The organism is Streptomyces sp. NPDC056883 (assembly GCF_042788835.1).
GTDB lineage: Bacteria > Actinomycetota > Actinomycetes > Streptomycetales > Streptomycetaceae > Streptomyces > Streptomyces stoeckheimensis.
In genome coordinates this window covers 63942-80741 of sequence record NZ_JBHUBS010000010.1, presented here as the reverse complement: position 1 = coordinate 80741, position 16800 = coordinate 63942, and the positions used below count along the sequence as shown (strand labels likewise).

At 72.8% G+C, this 16800-nt stretch carries 10 protein-coding genes and 1 pseudogene; 9 read left to right on the top strand and 2 right to left on the bottom strand.

Annotated elements, in window-relative coordinates:
- Positions 1-245: 245 nt before the first annotated feature.
- Entirely contained in the window at positions 246-1499 is a 1254-nt protein-coding gene (locus ACFRU2_RS23890; RefSeq protein ID WP_382975349.1) for an MFS transporter, read from the bottom strand.
- A gap of 878 nt (positions 1500-2377) precedes the next feature.
- Here ACFRU2_RS23890 and ACFRU2_RS23885 point away from each other — a divergent pair.
- The 3 genes from ACFRU2_RS23885 (at position 2378) to ACFRU2_RS23875 (ending at position 6510) form a co-directional block, all read left to right on the top strand.
- Positions 2378-3109, top strand: coding sequence for a phosphatase PAP2 family protein (locus ACFRU2_RS23885; RefSeq protein ID WP_382975346.1), 732 nt, complete (start codon positions 2378-2380; stop codon positions 3107-3109).
- Between the two features lie 699 nt (positions 3110-3808).
- Positions 3809-5377 (top strand): carboxylesterase/lipase family protein, encoded by a 1569-nt coding sequence (locus ACFRU2_RS23880; protein WP_382975344.1) that lies wholly within the window; start codon positions 3809-3811, stop codon positions 5375-5377.
- Positions 5378-5502: 125 nt separating this feature from the next.
- A complete protein-coding gene (locus tag ACFRU2_RS23875) occupies positions 5503-6510 on the top strand; it encodes a LacI family DNA-binding transcriptional regulator (protein ID WP_382975341.1) in 1008 nt (335 codons plus the stop codon).
- 1550 nt (positions 6511-8060) lie between these two features.
- On the opposite strand, the gene ACFRU2_RS23870 is transcribed toward ACFRU2_RS23875, so the two are convergent.
- A complete protein-coding gene (locus tag ACFRU2_RS23870) occupies positions 8061-9020 on the bottom strand; it encodes an alpha/beta hydrolase fold domain-containing protein (protein ID WP_382975339.1) in 960 nt (319 codons plus the stop codon).
- Positions 9021-9295: 275 nt separating this feature from the next.
- On the opposite strand from ACFRU2_RS23870, the gene ACFRU2_RS23865 reads away from it, so the two are divergent.
- From ACFRU2_RS23865 to ACFRU2_RS23840, 6 genes and pseudogenes are all read left to right on the top strand, one after another.
- Positions 9296-9820 carry an ATP-binding protein gene (locus ACFRU2_RS23865; protein ID WP_382975336.1) on the top strand — a complete coding sequence of 175 codons (525 nt, stop codon included), beginning with the start codon at positions 9296-9298 and terminating at the stop codon, positions 9818-9820.
- A gap of 193 nt (positions 9821-10013) precedes the next feature.
- Positions 10014-11654 (top strand): annotated as a pseudogene (locus ACFRU2_RS23860) (AMP-binding protein); the annotation flags it as partial.
- A 90-nt stretch (positions 11655-11744) separates the two neighbouring features.
- A complete protein-coding gene (locus tag ACFRU2_RS23855) occupies positions 11745-12239 on the top strand; it encodes an acyl-CoA thioesterase (RefSeq protein ID WP_382975762.1) in 495 nt (164 codons plus the stop codon).
- Positions 12230-14521: an FAD-dependent monooxygenase gene (locus ACFRU2_RS23850; protein ID WP_382975333.1), complete on the top strand. Its 2292-nt coding sequence runs from the start codon at positions 12230-12232 to the stop codon at positions 14519-14521. The genes ACFRU2_RS23855 and ACFRU2_RS23850 overlap by 10 nt, the downstream gene beginning before the upstream one ends.
- A 19-nt stretch (positions 14522-14540) precedes the next feature.
- Complete coding sequence (locus ACFRU2_RS23845; RefSeq protein ID WP_382975330.1) at positions 14541-15572, top strand: carbon-nitrogen hydrolase family protein; 1032 nt, start codon at positions 14541-14543, stop codon at positions 15570-15572.
- On the top strand, positions 15569-16681 hold the full coding sequence (locus ACFRU2_RS23840; RefSeq protein ID WP_382975328.1) for a cupin domain-containing protein: 1113 nt from the start codon (positions 15569-15571) through the stop codon (positions 16679-16681). The genes ACFRU2_RS23845 and ACFRU2_RS23840 overlap by 4 nt, the downstream gene beginning before the upstream one ends.
- Positions 16682-16800 lie beyond the last annotated feature (119 nt).

Genomic DNA, 16800 nt, shown 5'->3' with positions numbered 1-16800 from the left:
CTTTTTCTTTGCATGGAACCCTCTTTTGGAGAGGGAGGGAAAATTGGGACCTGGTTGGGGGTGGGGGGGGGTGTGCCTCGGCGGGCCCGCGACCCTCGGCGCGACCCCGCCGGAGTGCGGACCGGGCCGCCGCCCGGGAGGGGCGGCCCGGAGGTCGAAGGCGACCCGGGGGTGCAGGGATCCGTACGCGACCGGTGCGGGACCCGGACGGGACCCGGGCGGGACCCTTGCCGGACCCGGTCGGATCAGCGCACGCTGCGGATGGGGAGGATCGCGAGGGCGCCGATCAGCGAGAGCGCGCCGCCCACCAGGAACAGCGGGGTGTACCCGCCCAGGGTGGTGACCACGGCGGAGGCGACGAACGGGGCGATGATCTGGGGCCCCGCGTTGGCGATGTTCAGTACGCCCATGTCACGGGCGGCATCCTCGGCCCGGGGCAGCACCAGGGTGACGAGTGCGGTGTCGACGGCCATGAAGCATCCGAAGGCCAGACCGTTGAGCGCGCTGAAGACGAGCATGCCCGTCCACGTCGGACTGACGACGGGGACCACCATGACCAGTCCGGCGAGGGCCGCCGAGACGCCGACGAACACCTTGCGGCGGTTCCAGCGGTCGGACAGCAATCCGCCGACCACCGTGGAGACGGCCATCGCGACCATCGACACCGGGGTGAGGATCGCCATCGCGGCGGGCGGGGTCAGCCCTGCGGGGAGCGTGATGTGGTCGCCGAGAATGTAGAGCTGGTATCCGACCACCGAGAAGTACCCGAGGACCATCAGGGCGCGCCCGATGAAGGCCCACCGGAAGTCGTGGTTGGCGAGCGCCGACAGGAAGGCCTTGAGCTGGGCCCCCTTGGGGGCGGCCGGCGCGTCCGGGTCGGGCTCGGATCTCGGTACGTCCCGGCAGAAGGTGGTGAGCAGCAGCGCGGCGCCGGCGATGACCCCGCCGAAGACGAGGTAGCCGGTGCGCAGGTGCTCCGAGGTCTGGGAGGCGATCAGCACGCCGACCGTGCCGCCGATGGGCAGACCGAGTCCCACCAGCGCGGACGCGGTACCGCGGCGGGCGGCGGGCACCCGGTCGGGCACGATCGCGGTGACGGCGGCCTGGTAGATGTTCATGGTCGCCTGGACCAGGCACCAGCCGATGCCGACGAGCAGGGCGGTACTGACGCTGCCGACGACGGCGAGGCCCACCAGCGAGCCGATGGCACCGCCCAGCACCCAGGGGTTGCGGCGGCCGCTGCGGTCGGAGAGGGCGCCGGCGATCGGGTTGAAGGCGGTCGCGAAGATCGCGCTGATGCCGCCGATCAGGCCCAGCACGGCCACCTTGTCGTCGCCGGCGATCGCGGCGATCTGGGTGGGCAGGAGGACGGAGCCGACACCCATGTAGACGGCCATCATCGCGGAGTTCGCGACCAGGAGGAGGAGCAGGAGCCCGCGTCCGCGGGAGGGTTCGGGATCCGCCGGGACGGGCGGGTCGATGATCTCGTTCGTAGCCATGACGACTCCTCGGGGACGGAGCGGGGAGGTGGCGTGGGGGGACCGCCGGTGCGGTGCACGGGGAGGGCGGCGACGCCGGGGTGCTGTCGCGCACGAGGGCGCCGCCGGGGGAATGCCGCGCCGGGTGCGAGGCGGCTGACGCGGTGCGATTGCTCGGTGCGGTGCGTGCGGTGCCTGCGGTGCGGTGCGATGGGGATGCGGTGCTGTGTGAGGCGGGGGTGCGGGGTGCGGGTGCCCTGCGGTGCGTGGCCCGGCGCCGTGCGGTGTGGCGCCGTGCCGTGTGACGCCATGCAGCGACACGATGCCGGAATGCCGTTGTTACACGTGTCACTTCAGGTGCTTGGACACTGTGTAGCACTCGTTCCCCGGTCTCGCCAAGGGTTGGCGCAGGTCTCCGTACAGATCGTGACCCCTAGACGAAGTCCAGGTCGATCACGTGTAACCAACCAAATACGGCCTCCTCGCGGGTCCAGCCCGACCGAGAACCCTCTTGCCCTTGTGGCGACGGTCACGCTTCCGCAATACTCCGCACCGCACCGCCGCACCCCGGCGGACCCACCCGCCCCTGCGCCCGACCGCCCCGCCGGCATGCCCGCGGGCGACGCGCCCCGCGGCGACTCGACCACCTCGGGCCACCCCCGACGGTTCGGGCTGCCCGCCGGGCTGCCGGGAACCCCGCGAGCTCGGGCGAATCGGAACGGCTCCGTACGCCGCCCTCGGCGCGCAGCCGCCGCACAGCTCCGCTCATCCCCTCCGCACGCGCCCGTCGGCGCTTCCGCCCCCGCCCCCTCCTTCCGCCCTCCCCGCGCTTCGCGCCCGTTCGCCGCCTCCCCTCGCTCCCCCATCGCCCCGGGGAGGCGGCCGCGAAAGGTTCCTCCGTGTCCGGCTTCCCCGGTTTCCCCGATCGCGCCCTCACCCCGCCTCCGATCCCCACCCGGCCGCCCCGGCGGCCCGTCCCCGCACCTCCGCCCCGGTACGCCCTCGCCGGGGGTGTGGCCCTGACCCTGCTGTCCGTGCTCACGGGGCTGCTCCTCCGCCTGGACGAACGGCCCTTCTTCCAAGGCCTCGACGACGCCTGGGCCGCTTCGCTCCAGGGGTCGCCCGCCGACACCGCCAGCGGGTTCGCCACGGTGCTCGACCGCCTGGGAGGGCCGCTGGGCACGGTCGTACCGCTGCTGCTGATGGGCTGCCTGTGCATGTACGGGCGCTGGCGGTCGGCGCTCTTCGTCTTCACCACGACCGTCCTGGCCAACGTGCTCCTGGTCCTCCCGCTCAAGCAGCTGGCCGACCGCCCGCGGCCCCCGCACACCTGGACCCTGGTCAACGACGGCTCGTACCCGTCCGGTCAGGTCTTCAGCGCGGTGGCCTTGGTGATCGCCGCCGCGGTGGTGCTGTTCCCGCCCGGCGGCCGGCGCTGGTGGTGGCTGTTCGGCGCGGGCTACACGGGCGCCATGATGTGGAGCCGCACCTGGCAGCACGCCCAATGGCTGAGCGACACCTTCGCCGGCGCGCTGGCCGCCGTGGGGGCCTGCCTGCTCCTGTGGCGGGCGTTCGCACCCCTGCTGGAAACGGAGGCGGAACGCATGGCGTCCGACACCCTCTGGATGTGACGGACCTCCGCGAGGGCCAGCCCGGTCCGGCCCGGGCGCCCCTCCGACGGGCCGCGCGGGCCCCGTCGGAGGGGGCCTGGGCGCACAGCACTGCCCGTCCGAGCCCTAGCCTCGGCCTCCTCGGCCTCCTCGGCCTCCTCGGCCTCCTCGGACCTGACGGTCCAGGAACTCGACCGTCCGCGTCTCCGAACGAAGGATTCGATCTCGCTGCTCAGGAGGCAGCGAGGCCAAGAGGTCGACCAGGACCCGCTTGCGCGGCACGTGAACCATGTTGCCGGAGTAGACCCTGCAGCCGGAGCACCAGACCAGTCCGATGCAGCGCTCGAACATCGAGGATTCGGGCGGATGGAAGCGGTACTGGTACGAGCAGACGGGCGTTCCGCAGGCGGCACACACGTGTCGACCAGCGTCGAGGATCGTGTCCCGCGTCCCGACCTTCCGCCAATGCTGCCGCCCGGCCGGTGCTCTTCAAGTCGTCATGCCGAGCATTGTTCCGCACGGCAATGCGCGGAGAGCTGCCTTTCCGAGCGAAGCACCATGCCACTCCGGGCCATCCGCGTCCTCCAGGCGGTCCGGCCCCGCCGACGGGCCACCCATCGACCAGTCCCGCTATCGCGCAACATTGACGGTCGCAGATTTCGCGGCATAACCTCGACGGGTCGGCGCGCGTTCGGCGCGCGACCCAGGAAGGATCGACTCATGGCACCCACCCCAGGACCCGACCACCCCGTGGCACATCCGCCCGCGGGCCCGCTCCGCGGCGCGTTCGAGGACGGGCTCGCCGTCTTCCGGGCCGTGCCCTACGCCGCACCCCCGGTCGGCGAGCTGCGGTGGCGGCCCGCGCGGCCGCATCCGGGCTGGAGCGGCACCCGGGACGCGACCGCCGACGGGCCCAGCGCCCCGCAGATGTACATGGAGGGCGGCGACCCCGTCCTCGGCGGGCACGGTTCGCCACCCTTCGACGAGGACTGCCTGACCCTCGACATCTGGACTCCCGCCGTCGACGACGCCCGGCGGCCGGTGCTGCTCTGGATCCACGGCGGCGGCTTCGTCTCCGGCTCCGGGTCGCTGCCCAACTACTCCGGCGCGACCTTCTCCCGCGACGGCGACCTTGTCGTCGTCAGCATCAACTACCGCATCGGGCCGCTCGGTTACCTCTACACCGGCACCGGCACCGGCACCGGCACCGAGGACGAGCCGGACGGCACCGGCGCCAACCACTGGCTGACCGACCAGCTCGCCGCGCTGCGCTGGGTACGGGAGAACATCTCCGCCTTCGGCGGCGACCCGGACTCGATCACCGTCGCCGGCCAGTCGGGCGGCGCCGTGTCCACCGCCGCCCTCGCCGGACTGCCCGAGGCCCGGGAGCTGATCCGCCGGGTGATCCTGATGAGCCCGCCGTTCGGTCTGGACCTCCCCGCGCCCGACGCCTACCGGGAGCGCACCGCCGCGTACCTGGAGCTCGCCGGGGTCAAGACCCTGGCCGAGCTGCGCGCCGTGCCCTGGCCCGAGCTGATCGGGGCCATGGGCGGGCTCTTCGCCCGGACGACGCGGTGGGGGTACTGGCCCACGCCGTTCCTGCCCGTGGTCGACGGCGTCACCCTGCCCCGCCACCCGGCGCAGGCCCTGCTGCACGGCGCCGCCGCGGACATCGACGTGATGATCGGATGGACCCGCGAAGAGGCCAACTTCGGATTCGCGCTGAACGAGGCCTACGGCGCCGCCGACAGGGAACAGGTGACCGCCCGGATCGCGGACACCTTCGGCCCCGAAGCCGCCCCCGGCGTCTACGCGGCGTACGAGCGCGCCCGGCCGGGGAACGGGCCGGCCGGCGTCCTGATGGACCTCATCACCGACGAGCTGTTCCGCGTACCCGCCCTCCGGCTGGCCGAAGCGCGGGCCGCGGCGGGCCGTCCCGTGTGGGCCTACCAGTTCGACCTCCCCGCGGCCGCCTACGACGGCCGGCTCGGGGCCGCCCACTGCCTCGAACTGCCCTTCGCCTTCGCCAACTTCGACCAGTGGGCCCACTCACCCCTGACGGCCGGGCTCGACCCCGCCGTCCGGGACGGACTCGCGCACACCATGCACGAGGCCTGGATCGCCTTCGCCCGTACCGGCGACCCGAACCATCCGGACATGCCGACCTGGAACCCGTACGAGAAGGACACCCGCACCACGATGCGCTTCGACTCGGTGGTCACCGCGCTCGACGATCTCGCCGGGGACTCCCTGCGCCTGCACGAGGGGGCGCTCGCCCGGCCCGAGTAGACCCGTCCCGCCAGGCCCCCGGAAGCGTCCCGCCCATTCGGGCGGCCCGGCGCTCCCTTGATCTAACTCGTGTAACCTTCGAAGGGAAGGCATCGAGCCGATCAAAAGGAGCGTCGATCGACGTCATGGCCAAAGACACTCCCGTCCCGGCGTCCCCGACCAGCGCCGACGTGGCCCGCCTCGCCGGGGTGTCCCGCGCCACGGTCTCCTTCGTCCTCAACGACACCCAGGGCCACCGCGTCGGCGAAGCCGCCCGCGCGCGCGTCCTCGACGCCGCCCGGCAGCTCGGCTACGTCCCGCACGCCGCGGCCCGGTCGCTGCGGGCCGGCCGCAGCAACCTCGTCCTGATGCCCTCGTCGATCTCCGCGGTCGGCCGCCTCGTCAGCGACTGGGTCGACGACCTGCACAGCGAACTGGACCGGCACGGCTACACCGCGGTCCTCCACGCGGGGCGCTTCACCGATCCCCTCGACGCCGCCCGCGCCTGGGCCGAACTGCGTCCGGCGGCCGTCATCGCCCTCGACGGCGACCGCCTCACCGCGCAGGCCGCCGAGCTGCTGCGGCGCGCCGGGGTGCGGGGGCTGATCGCCTTCGCGGCCCGCCCCGTACCGGGCGTGCACACCATCGGCTTCGACCACGCCCTCATCGGCGCCACCGCCGCCGAGCACCTGATCGCGCGCGGCCGGACCCGTATCGGCGTGGTCATGCCCCAGGAACGCGGCCTGGGCCTGTTCGCCGGGCCGCGGCTCGCCGGCGCCGAATCCGTCGCCGCCCGCCACATGGCCACCGTGACCCCGGTGGAGCTCTCGTACACCCGGGAGTCCGCGACCGCGCTGGCCCGGCGCTGGCGGAGCCTCGGGCTGGACTCCGTGTTCGCGTACAACGACGAGTACGCCGCCCTGCTCCTCCACGCGCTGCGGGCCGAGGGGATCGCCGTACCGCAGGACGTGGCGGTCGTGGGCTCCGACGACCTGGTCCTCTCCTCGCTCCAGGAACCCCCGCTGACCTCCATCCGCCTGGATCTGGCCTCGCCGGCCATGGTCGCCGACGCCGTGCACGAGCTGGTCGAATCGGGCACCACGGCGCCCGTACCCGACATAGAGGCGATCCTGGTCCAGCGCGAGACCTCCTGACCCCTTGATGCGGTGTACCTCCTGAGGTCCTGTCACCTCACGGCCGCCTGAGGGCCTGTCACCTCCCGACGCGCTCCTTGGCCCGTTCGCACGCCTTCGTGCCCCGTCCGGGGGTGTCCGCCCGCCTGTATGGATCAAGCCGGGAAGCCGACGGCGGGTGCGCGTGGTCGGCTGGGCTCGGCTGGTTGCGGTCCTCTGCCGGCCTACACCGCAGCAGGAGGAGTCTTCGATGTCTCGTCGGCATGTCCCGGCCGTCCTCGGCCTGGTGGCGGGCGCGCTGGTGGCGGTCCCCGTCCCGGCCGCTCACGCCGCCATGGTGCAGGTTCGCTGCTCGGTCCCGGATCTCGTCGCGGCGATCAACACCGCCAACAGCTCACCGGGGCCGGACACGCTCCGGTTGGCGCGCAAGTGCACGTACAAGCTGACGGCGCCGGACCCTGTGAACCCTGGCAACGGTCTGCCGGTGATCACCAGTGAGATCACCATCGACGGGCAAGGGGCCACCGTCAAACGGGACGATCGCGGGCACGAGGTGCCCAAGTTCCGGATCCTCTTCGTCGGACCTGCCGGAAACCTCTCGCTCACCCACACGACGGTCAGCGGCGGCTTCGCCACGGACTGCCCCGCCTTCCCCGACCCCCCGGGCCTGGCCTGCGGTGGCGGCATCTCCAACACCGGAACGATGAAGGTGACCCACAGCAAATTCACCGGCAACACAGCCCGGTCCGAGGTGTTCGCCCAGGGCGGCGGCATCGACAGCCCCGGCACCGGGAGCGTGAGCGAGACCGAAGTCACCGGAAACCACGTCATCTACAGCGGGAGCGAAACCGGTGGCGGCGCCGCCGGCGGCGGCATCGCGAACGACGGTCCGCTGACGGTCACCCGCTCCCGGCTGACCGGGAACACCGCGACCGTCACCAAGGACACCCAGAGCACCGCCTTCGCGGCCGGGATCATCAGCTTCGCCGAGACGACGGTCGAGGACACGGTCGTCAGCAAGAACCGGGCCTTCGCCCCGGGCGGATTCGCGCGTGCCGCCGTCTCCAACGGCATTCCGGCCCCCGGCAAGCTGACCGTGACCGGCGGCGCCATCAGCGACAACACATCGGATGCTCCGCACGGTGTCGGCCAGGGCGGCGGCATCGCGAACAACGGCCTGATGACCGTGAGCAAAGTGAAGATCAGCGGCAACCGGGCCATCGCCGAGGGCGGAACCGCCCGCGGTGGTGGCGTCCGCGTGGGCCCCTTCGGCACCCTCGACCTGACCGACAGCCACATCACAGGCAACACTGTCGACGCACCGAACGGTACGGCTCAGGGCGGCGGCCTCGACAACCCCGACGGAGGCACCCTTACGGCCAAGCGCAACAAGGTTCTCCGGAACACGGTCACCGCGAAGGACGGCACCGCGCAGGGGGGCGGTCTGTACCACGCCGGGGGACCCGCGGGGCTGGGCACCACCACGCTGGAGGAGAACACCATCACCAAGAACCGGGCGGGTGACGGCGGCGGCATCTTCAAGGTGCCGTCCTTTCGCCTGCTACGGGGCCTCAGGCCCCCAGGTGGCGGGCGAGGAAGGCCACGCTGTCGGCGACGATGCGGCCGATGTCGGGCGAGCCGAGGAAGATGTGGTCGGCACCTTCCACGGGGGTCAGGACGACCTCGCCACCCGCCTTCGCGAGGGCCGCGGCGAGTTCCTCGCTCTGGCTGTACGGAACCAGTCCGTCGAGGGTGCCGTGGATCAGGAGGAACGGCGGCGGGTCGGATCCCTCGACCGCGTACGTGACCGGGCTCGCGGCCCGCGCCAGCTCCGGGCGTTCGGCGACGGACGCGCCGAGCAGGGCTTCGTACGGGTCGGGGAACTCTACTCCGCCCGGCAGCGGCGGGAACGCCGGCATGGGGTGCTCGGAGAGGGTGACCAGGTCGGAGACCCCGTACCAGTCGACGACGGCGCGTACGGCGGTGTCGCCGGCGCCCACTCCGTGCGTGCCCTCCAGCGCCTCGACGTCCGGGGTGGCCGGGCCGACGACGCCGGCGAGGGCCGCGAGGTGGCCGCCTGCGGACTCGCCCCAGACCCCGATCCGGGCCGGGTCGACGCCCAGTTCGGAGGCGAACTGCCGGACGTAGCGGATCGCGGCCTTCACGTCGTGCAGCTGGGCCGGGAACGGGGCCTCGAGGCTGTGCCGATAGTCGATCGAGACGAGGGCCAGCCCCGCCGCCAGCACCGAGCCGTGCAGCAGCTCGACGGGCACGGTCGGCGGCGGATAGCGCCGGTCGCCGTCCAGCCAGCCGCCGCCGTGGATCCACACCACCGCCGGGAAGGGCCCCTCACCGGCGGGCACCCGGACGTCGAGCAGCCGGGGGCGGTAGCCGGGCGAGGTCGCGTAGGTGATCCCCTCGAAGCGGCGGACCCCGTCCGCGTCCACGACGGCGGACACGGGGGTCCGGAACGGCGGCGGCGGCCAGGTCATGTCCGCCGTATCGATCGCGGCGGGGGGCGATTGCGTCATTGCGGCCCTTCCAATCTGCTCGGCCCGGGGGGCCGACGGGTCCAGGTGCGGGTCTGTGGGTCCGGCCGCGGCCGCGCGAGCAGGACGGACAAGGCTTCGTAACGTATGTCCGAAATGCTTGCGCGGGCCGTGGAGGAGGCTTAGCGTGTTACACGTGTAATCACGACTCTAGCGACGCGTTTCCGCAGACCACAAGAGCACGGGCAGCCTCAGTTCCCCGGCAGTTACACGAGCCACCGCGCGAATGTCGTCGCCTTCCCCTCCGGGAGCACGCCATGCTCACCTCCACGCCCCCCACCGCCCGGCCCGCGATCCGGCCCGCCGGCCCGCCCGTCGCCGATCCGGACGCCCCGGCCGACCCCGACACCCCGGGCTCCACGACCGCCCCGCGGGCCCGCGGCTTCGGCCGCTGGGCCGCGGAGCCCACTGCGGCGACGGTCCCCCTGATCCGCTCCCGCGTGCGCTCGATCCTCGAGGGCTGGGACATAGCCGCCGAGATCGCGGACGTCCTCCTGCTGGCCGCGAGCGAGCTCGTCGGGAACGTCGTCCTGCACGCCGCCGGCGCGGGCCGCCTGCGCGTCGAGGTCTCCCTGCGAGGGGGGTGGCTCCAGCTCGAGGTCGCCGACGGCGCCTCCCCGCTGCCCCGGCTGCCGCACCCGCGGGACGAGGTGGACCAGGACGCCGAGAGCGGGCGCGGCCTGCTGATCGTGCACCTGATGGCCACCGAGGCCGGCGGTCGACTCAGCGTCCGGGCCGACGAGTTCGGCAAGTCCGTACGGGTGCGCGTGCCGGCCGCCTGACCCGCCGGTCGGCACGAACGCCGGCGCTGACCGGGGGCCCTAAAAGGGGTCCGGGAGGGGGCGAGGGGGGCCGCCGGGGAGGCGCCGGAGGAGCGACCGACCTCACAGAAATATCGCGAGGAATTGACGCCCGCCAAATTATCGAGATACTTGCCCCATCTCCCCCGCTGCTCCCTGATTGAGGTGCCGCCCCATGGAGCTCTCCCCTTCGGCGCACGCCGATACCTTCTGCCGCGACCGGCTTCCGCCGTTCGACCTCTGGCCCGAACTCCACTTCGACCTGCCGGAGTTGGACTATCCGGACCGGCTCAACTGCGCCCACAGCCTCCTCGACGACGCCGTCGAGCGCTGGGGGCCCGACCGCCCCTGTCTGCTGACCACCGAAGAGCGCTGGACGTACGGCGAACTGCTCCACCGTGCCAACCAGGTCGCCCAGGTGCTCACCGAGGACCTGGGCCTGCTCCCCGGGAACCGCGTACTGCTGCGCGGCCCGAACAACCCCTGGCTCGTCGCCGCCTGGTTCGGCGTGCTCAAGGCCGGCGGAGTCGCCGTCACCACGGTGCCGCTGCTGCGCGCCGCGGAGCTCGCCGCGCTGTGCGAGATCAGCCGCCCGGCCGTCGCCCTGTGCGACGCCCGCTACCTCGGAGAAATCGAAGGGGCCGCGGCCGCCGCGGCCCGCGCCGACGGCTCCGCCGAGTACACCGCCCCGCGGGTGATCGCGTACGGCGGCCCCGGCGAGGACGACCTCACGGTCCGCTGCTCGGCCAAGGACGGTGTCTTCACCACCGTGGACACCGCCGCGGACGACGTGGCCCTGATCGCCTTCACCTCCGGCACCACCGGGCGCCCCAAGGCGACCCTGCACTTCCACCGGGACGTGCTCGCCAACGCGGACACCTTCTCCCGGCACGTGCTGCGACCGCAGTCCGACGACGTGTTCACCGGAACCCCGCCGCTCGCGTTCACCTTCGGGCTGGGCGGTCTGGTGGTCTTCCCCCTGCGCGTCGGGGCCGCCACCCTGCTCGTCGAGACCGCGACGCCGGGGCAGTTGGCCGACCTCGTCGCCGAGCACGGGGTGACCGTCCTGTTCACCGCGCCCACCGCCTACCGCGCCATCCTGGCCGCGGGTGCGGCAGACCGGCTGGCCGGTCTGCGCCGCTGCGTCTCGGCGGGCGAACCCCTGCCCGCGGCCGTGTGGGAGGAGTTCCACGCCGCCACCGGGCTGCGCATCATCGACGGCATCGGCGCCACCGAGATGCTGCACGTGTTCATCTCCGCGGCCGACGAGGACATCCGTCCCGGATCCACGGGCCGGCCCGTCCCGGGGTACCGGGCCGCGGTGGTGGACGGGAACGGGGTGCCCGTTCCCGACGGGCAGCCCGGCCTCCTGGCCGTCACCGGACCCACCGGCTGCCGCTACCTGGACGACCCGCGCCAGTCCACGTACGTCCGCGGCGGCTGGAACATCACGGGCGACACCTACGTCCGCGATGCCGAGGGCTACTTCTGGTACGTGGCCCGCAGCGACGACATGATCGTCTCCTCGGGGTACAACATCGCGGGACCCGAGGTCGAGAAGGCGCTGACCGACCACCCGTTCGTGGCGGACTGCGGTGTCGTCGGGGTCCCCGACGAGCGGCGCGGCATGCTCGTCAAGGCGTACGTGGTCCTGCGCGCGGGCGTCCCGGCCGCCCCGGAGACCGTCCGCGAGCTCCAGGAGCACGTCAAGGCGGCCATCGCGCCGTTCAAGTACCCGCGTGCGGTGGAGTTCGTCACCGAGCTCCCCCGTACGGAGACCGGCAAGCTCCGGCGCGGCGAACTGCGCGCCCGGGGAGATCGACCGGCCGAAGCCGCCGCCACCTCCGCCCCCGCCTCCACGGCCACGGATGACGGCGGGTGCGCCGCCGGGTGCCCCGAGGCGCAGGTGCCGCACCTGCCCAGCGTCGTCGTCGAGCGCCGGGTCGAGTGGACCGACACCGACGCGGCGGGCCACTACCACCACTCCACCGTGATCCGCTGGGTCGAAGCGGCCGAGGCCGTGCTGCTGCGCCGTCTGGGCCTGTCGCACCTCTTCGGCAGCACGCCCCGCGTCCACTTCGAGGCCGACTACCGGGCCCGGCTCTGGTTCGGCGAGGCCGTGCGGACCGAGCTGCGGGTCACCAAGGTCGGAGCGAGCTCCCTCCACTACGCCTTCACCGTGCGCGGCGAGCCGGGCCCGGCAGGCGCGGTGGACACGGACGGCGCGGCAGGCGCGGACGGCACGGTGGCCGCCACCGGCCGCATGGTCATCGCCCACTCCGCCGCCCGTGCGACCGGGACCACCCCCTGGCCGGCCGAGGTCCGCGAGGTCCTCACGAAGGCCGGACGGCAGGCCCCCGAACTGATCGAGAACAACCGAGGAGGCGCCCCGTGCGCATAGCAGTCATCGGAGGCGGGCCGGGCGGCCTGTACTTCGCCGCCCTGGCCAAGCAGATCTCCCCGCACTGGGAGGTGACCGTCTGGGAGCGCAACGCGCCCGACGACACCTTCGGCTTCGGGGTGGTCTTCTCCGACGAGACCCTCGACGGCATCGCCCAGGCCGATCCCGCCGTCCACGCCGCGATGTCGGCGGAGTTCGCCCGCTGGAGCGACATCGACGTACGCCACCGCGGCCGGACCCTCACCTCCGGCGGGCACGGTTTCGCCGCGCTGGGCCGCCGCCGGCTGCTGCAGATCCTCCAGGAACGCTGCGCCGCCCTGGAGGTGGACGTCCGCTACCGCACTCTGGCTCCTCCGCCGGAGCAACTGGCCGCCGAATACGACCTGGTGGTCGCCTGCGACGGTGTGCGCTCGGCCACCCGGGCCGCCTACGCCGACACCTTCGGCGCCGATCTCGACGAGCGCGCGGGCCGCTACATGTGGCTCGGCACCGACAAGGTCTTCGAGGCCTTCACCTTCATCGTCGAGGAGCGGGACTTCGGCACGCTCCAGGTGCACGCGTACCCGTACGACGACACCCGTTCCACCTTCATCGTCGAGATGGACGAGGACACCTGGCAGCGCGGCGGCTTCGCCGGGTCCGCCGGCCCGGACCTCGCGCCCGGCGCCAGTGACGAGGAGGGGATCCGCCGCTGCGAGGAGATCCTCGCCGGGCACCTGGACGGCCACCGGCTCATCCCCAACAACTCCAAGTGGCTGCGCTTCACCACCGTGCGCAACCGCACCTGGCGGCACGGCAACACCGTGCTGCTCGGGGACGCCGCGCACACGGCCCACTTCTCCATCGGCTCCGGCACCAAGCTCGCCATGGAGGACGCCCTCGCGCTGGCCGCCTGCCTGCACGAGCACCCCGACGTGGAGAGCGCGCTGGCCGCCTACGAGGACGAGCGCAGGCCGGTGGTGGAGTCCACGCAGCGGGCGGCGCAGGCCAGCCTGGAGTGGTTCGAGAACATCGACCGGTACACCGGCCAGGACCCGCACCAGTTCGCCTTCAACCTGCTGACCCGCAGCCGCCGGGTCACCTACGACAACCTGCGGGTGCGCGACGAGGAGTTCACCACCGCCGTCAACGCCTCGGCGCCGGTCCCGCCCATGTTCCGGCCGTTCCGGATCGGCGGCCTGCGCCTGCGCAACCGGATCGTCGTCCCCCCGATGGCCCTGTCCACGGCCGTCGACGGAGTCCCGGGCGAGTTCGACCTCGTCCACCTGGGCACCCACTCCCTCGGTGGCGCGGCCCTGGTCATCGCCGGGATGACGGCGGTCAGCGCCGACGGCCGGACCGATGCGGGCTGCCCCGGTCTGTGGACCGACGAGCAGGAGGCCGCCTGGCGGCGGATCACCTCCTTCGCGCACGGCCAGTCCGACACCTGCCTCGGCATCCAGCTCACCCACGCGGGCCGGCGGGCCGCCGGCGGGCCGCTGCTGGCCGCCTCCCCGCTGCCCTGGGACGAGAACGGCCAGGTCCCCCGCGAGGCGACCCGCGCCGATATGGACCTGGTCGTACGGGACTTCGTGCGCGCGGCCGAGCGCGCCGACCGGGCCGGCTTCGACGTGCTGGAACTCCAGTACGGGCACGGCCATTTGATGTCCGGGTTCCTCTCCCCGCTGACCAACCGGCGCACCGACGAGTACGGCGGTCCGGTGGCGGGCCGGCTGCGCTTCCCGCTCGAAGTGCTGGGCGCGGTACGCGCGGTGTGGCCGGCGGGGAAGGCCCTCCTGGTCCGCGTCTCGGCCGCCGACTGGGCCGAGGGGGGCCTCGACGAGGCGGACGCGGTGCACATCGCGCGCGCCCTGGCCGCGGCGGGGGCCGACGCGATCGACGTGTCGACCGGTGAGGTCGTCGCCCACGAGCGGCCGTCCTTCGGCCGCAGTTACCAGACCCCGTACGCGGACCTGATCCGCAACACCACGGGGGTGGCGACCATCGCCGTCGGTGCGATCTCCACCTACGACGACGTGAACTCGGTGATCCTGGCGGGCCGCGCCGACCTGTGCGCGGTGGGCCGCGCCCAGCTCCATGACCCCCTGTGGACCCTGCACGCGGCCGTGGCCCAGGGGTACCGCGGGCCGGCCGCGCCGTGGGCGCGGTCCTGGCGGGCCGGCAGCGCGCGGCCGCCGGCCGCGCGCACCGACCGGGTGCCGCCGCGCCTCGAACTGCTGCGGCAGCCCGCCGCACCGGTGCACCAGCGATGGCTGCCGCGCGTCGCCGCGCCGGCCCTCTGAACGGAACGGCCGAGAACCCATGAACATCCGTGACATCCCTCCCCCGAACGGCCTGCCCCGTTTCACCGCGGCCGCCGTCCAGGCCGCTCCCGTCTACCTCGATCCCGCCGCCACCGTCGACAAGGCCGTCGCCCTGATCGCGGAGGCCTCCGGGAAGGGCGCCGAACTCGTCGTCTTCCCGGAGGCGTTCGTCCCGGGCTACCCGTACTGGAACTGGACGATGAACCCGGTCCAGGGCTCGCCCTGGTTCGAGCGCCTGCAGCGCGCGTCCATCGACGTGCCCGGACCGCACGTGGACACCCTGCGCGCGGCGGCCCGCCAGTACGGGGTCGTGCTGGTCATCGGCGTCAACGAACGCGCCCCGCACAGCCTGGGCGTGCTCTACAACACGCTGCTGACCATCGGCCCCGACGGCGAACTGCTCGGTGTGCACCGCAAGCTGGTGCCCACCTGGGCGGAGAAGCTCACCTGGACCGGCGGCGACGGGAGTTCCCTGCGCGTCCACCAGACCCCCGTCGGCCCGGTCGGCGCCCTCGCGTGCGGGGAGAACACCAACACCCTGGCCCGCTTCACGCTCCTGGCCCAGGGCGAACTGGTGCACGCGGCCTGCTACATCGCCCTGCCCGTGGCACCCACCGACTACGACATGGCCGAGGCCATAGCCGTCCGGACCGCGGCTCACAGTTTCGAGGGCAAGGTCTTCTCCGTCGTCGCCTGCTCCACCGTCTCCCCGGAGATCATCGACGCGGTCGCCGGTGAGGACGAGGCGGTCCGGGCCCTGTTCGCCCGGCCGCGCAGCGCCCTGTCGGGCATCTTCGGGCCCGACGGCCGCCCGGTCACGGAGCCGCTCGTCGACGTCGAGGGCATCGTCTACGCCGAGATCGACCTGAACCGGTGCATCCAGCCCAAGCAGATGCACGACATCACCGGGCACTACAACCGCTTCGACGTCTTCCGCCTCGAAGTGGACAACCGGCCCCGCACGCCGGTCACCTTCACCGCCCCGCACACGGCCCTGCCGGCCGCCGCCACCCCCGAGGAGGACGCATGACCACCGACCAGGACGACACCGCACTCGGCCGCGCCCGGGTCTCCGACACCCCCGAACTCACCGCCTACTACGGCGAGCTCGAAGCCCTCGAAGCGGGTGCGCTGTGGACGGTGGCCAACGACATCGAGCCCTGGTACCCGCAGCCCAAGTCCGTTCCCGTGCTGTGGCGTTACGAGGAGCTGCGGCCCCTGGTGCACAAGGCGCTCGGCCTCGTCCGGGCCGACGACGCGGGCCGCCGCGTCGTGATGCTGGTCAACCCCGGCCGCAGGGACGTCAGCGCCGCCGCCGGACTCCTCTACACCGGCCTGCAGATCATGGGTCCCGGGGAGGCCATGACCGCCCACCGCCACCAGGCCGCGGCGCTGCGCTTCGTGCACGAGGGCACCGGGGCGTGGACGATCGTGGACGGCCAGAAGCTGAAGGTGGGTCCGCGCGACTTCGCCATCACCCCGAACGGCACCTGGCACGAGCACGGCAACGATGCCGCCGACGCCCCGGTGATCTGGCAGGACGGCCTCGACATCCCGCTGGTCAACGCCCTGGACGCCGGGTTCTACGAGGTGCATCCCGAGCTGTACCAGCAGCCCGGGAAGGTGGTGAACTCCTCGGTCCTGACCTACGCCGCGAACCTGCTCCCGTACGGCTCCGAGAAGTGGACCCGCCCCTACTCCCCGCTGCTGGCCTACCCCTGGGAGCAGACCTACGAGGCCCTGCGCGGTCTGGCCAGGGCCACCGGGGGCTCCCCGTACGACGGGGTCATCGCGGAGTACACCAACCCGGTGACCGGCGGCTCGGTCATGCCCACCATGAGCGCCCACATGCAGCTGCTGCGCCCGGGCCAGGCCACCCTGGCCCACCGCCACACCGGATCGGTGATCTACACGGCGGCCAAGGGGCGCGGCGTCTCGGTGATCGCCGGGCAGCGCTTCGAGTGGAAGCAGGGCGACATCTTCTGCGTCCCCTCGTGGGCCTGGCACGAGCACCGCAACCTCGACGAGTCCGAGGACGCCTGCCTGTTCTCCTTCAACGATTTCCCCGTCATGCGGTCCCTCGGCTTCCACCGCGAAGAGGCGTACCCGGACAACGGCGGGCACCAGCCCGCCTCCTGAGCCGCGGCGTCGCCACGGGACGGCCGCCCCGTCACTAGTTTCCTTTTTGCGTCGCCCCCCCCTCCCCCCCCCCTTCTTTCGTCTCTCCCCCCTCATTCCATGCTCCCCTGGTACCTTTC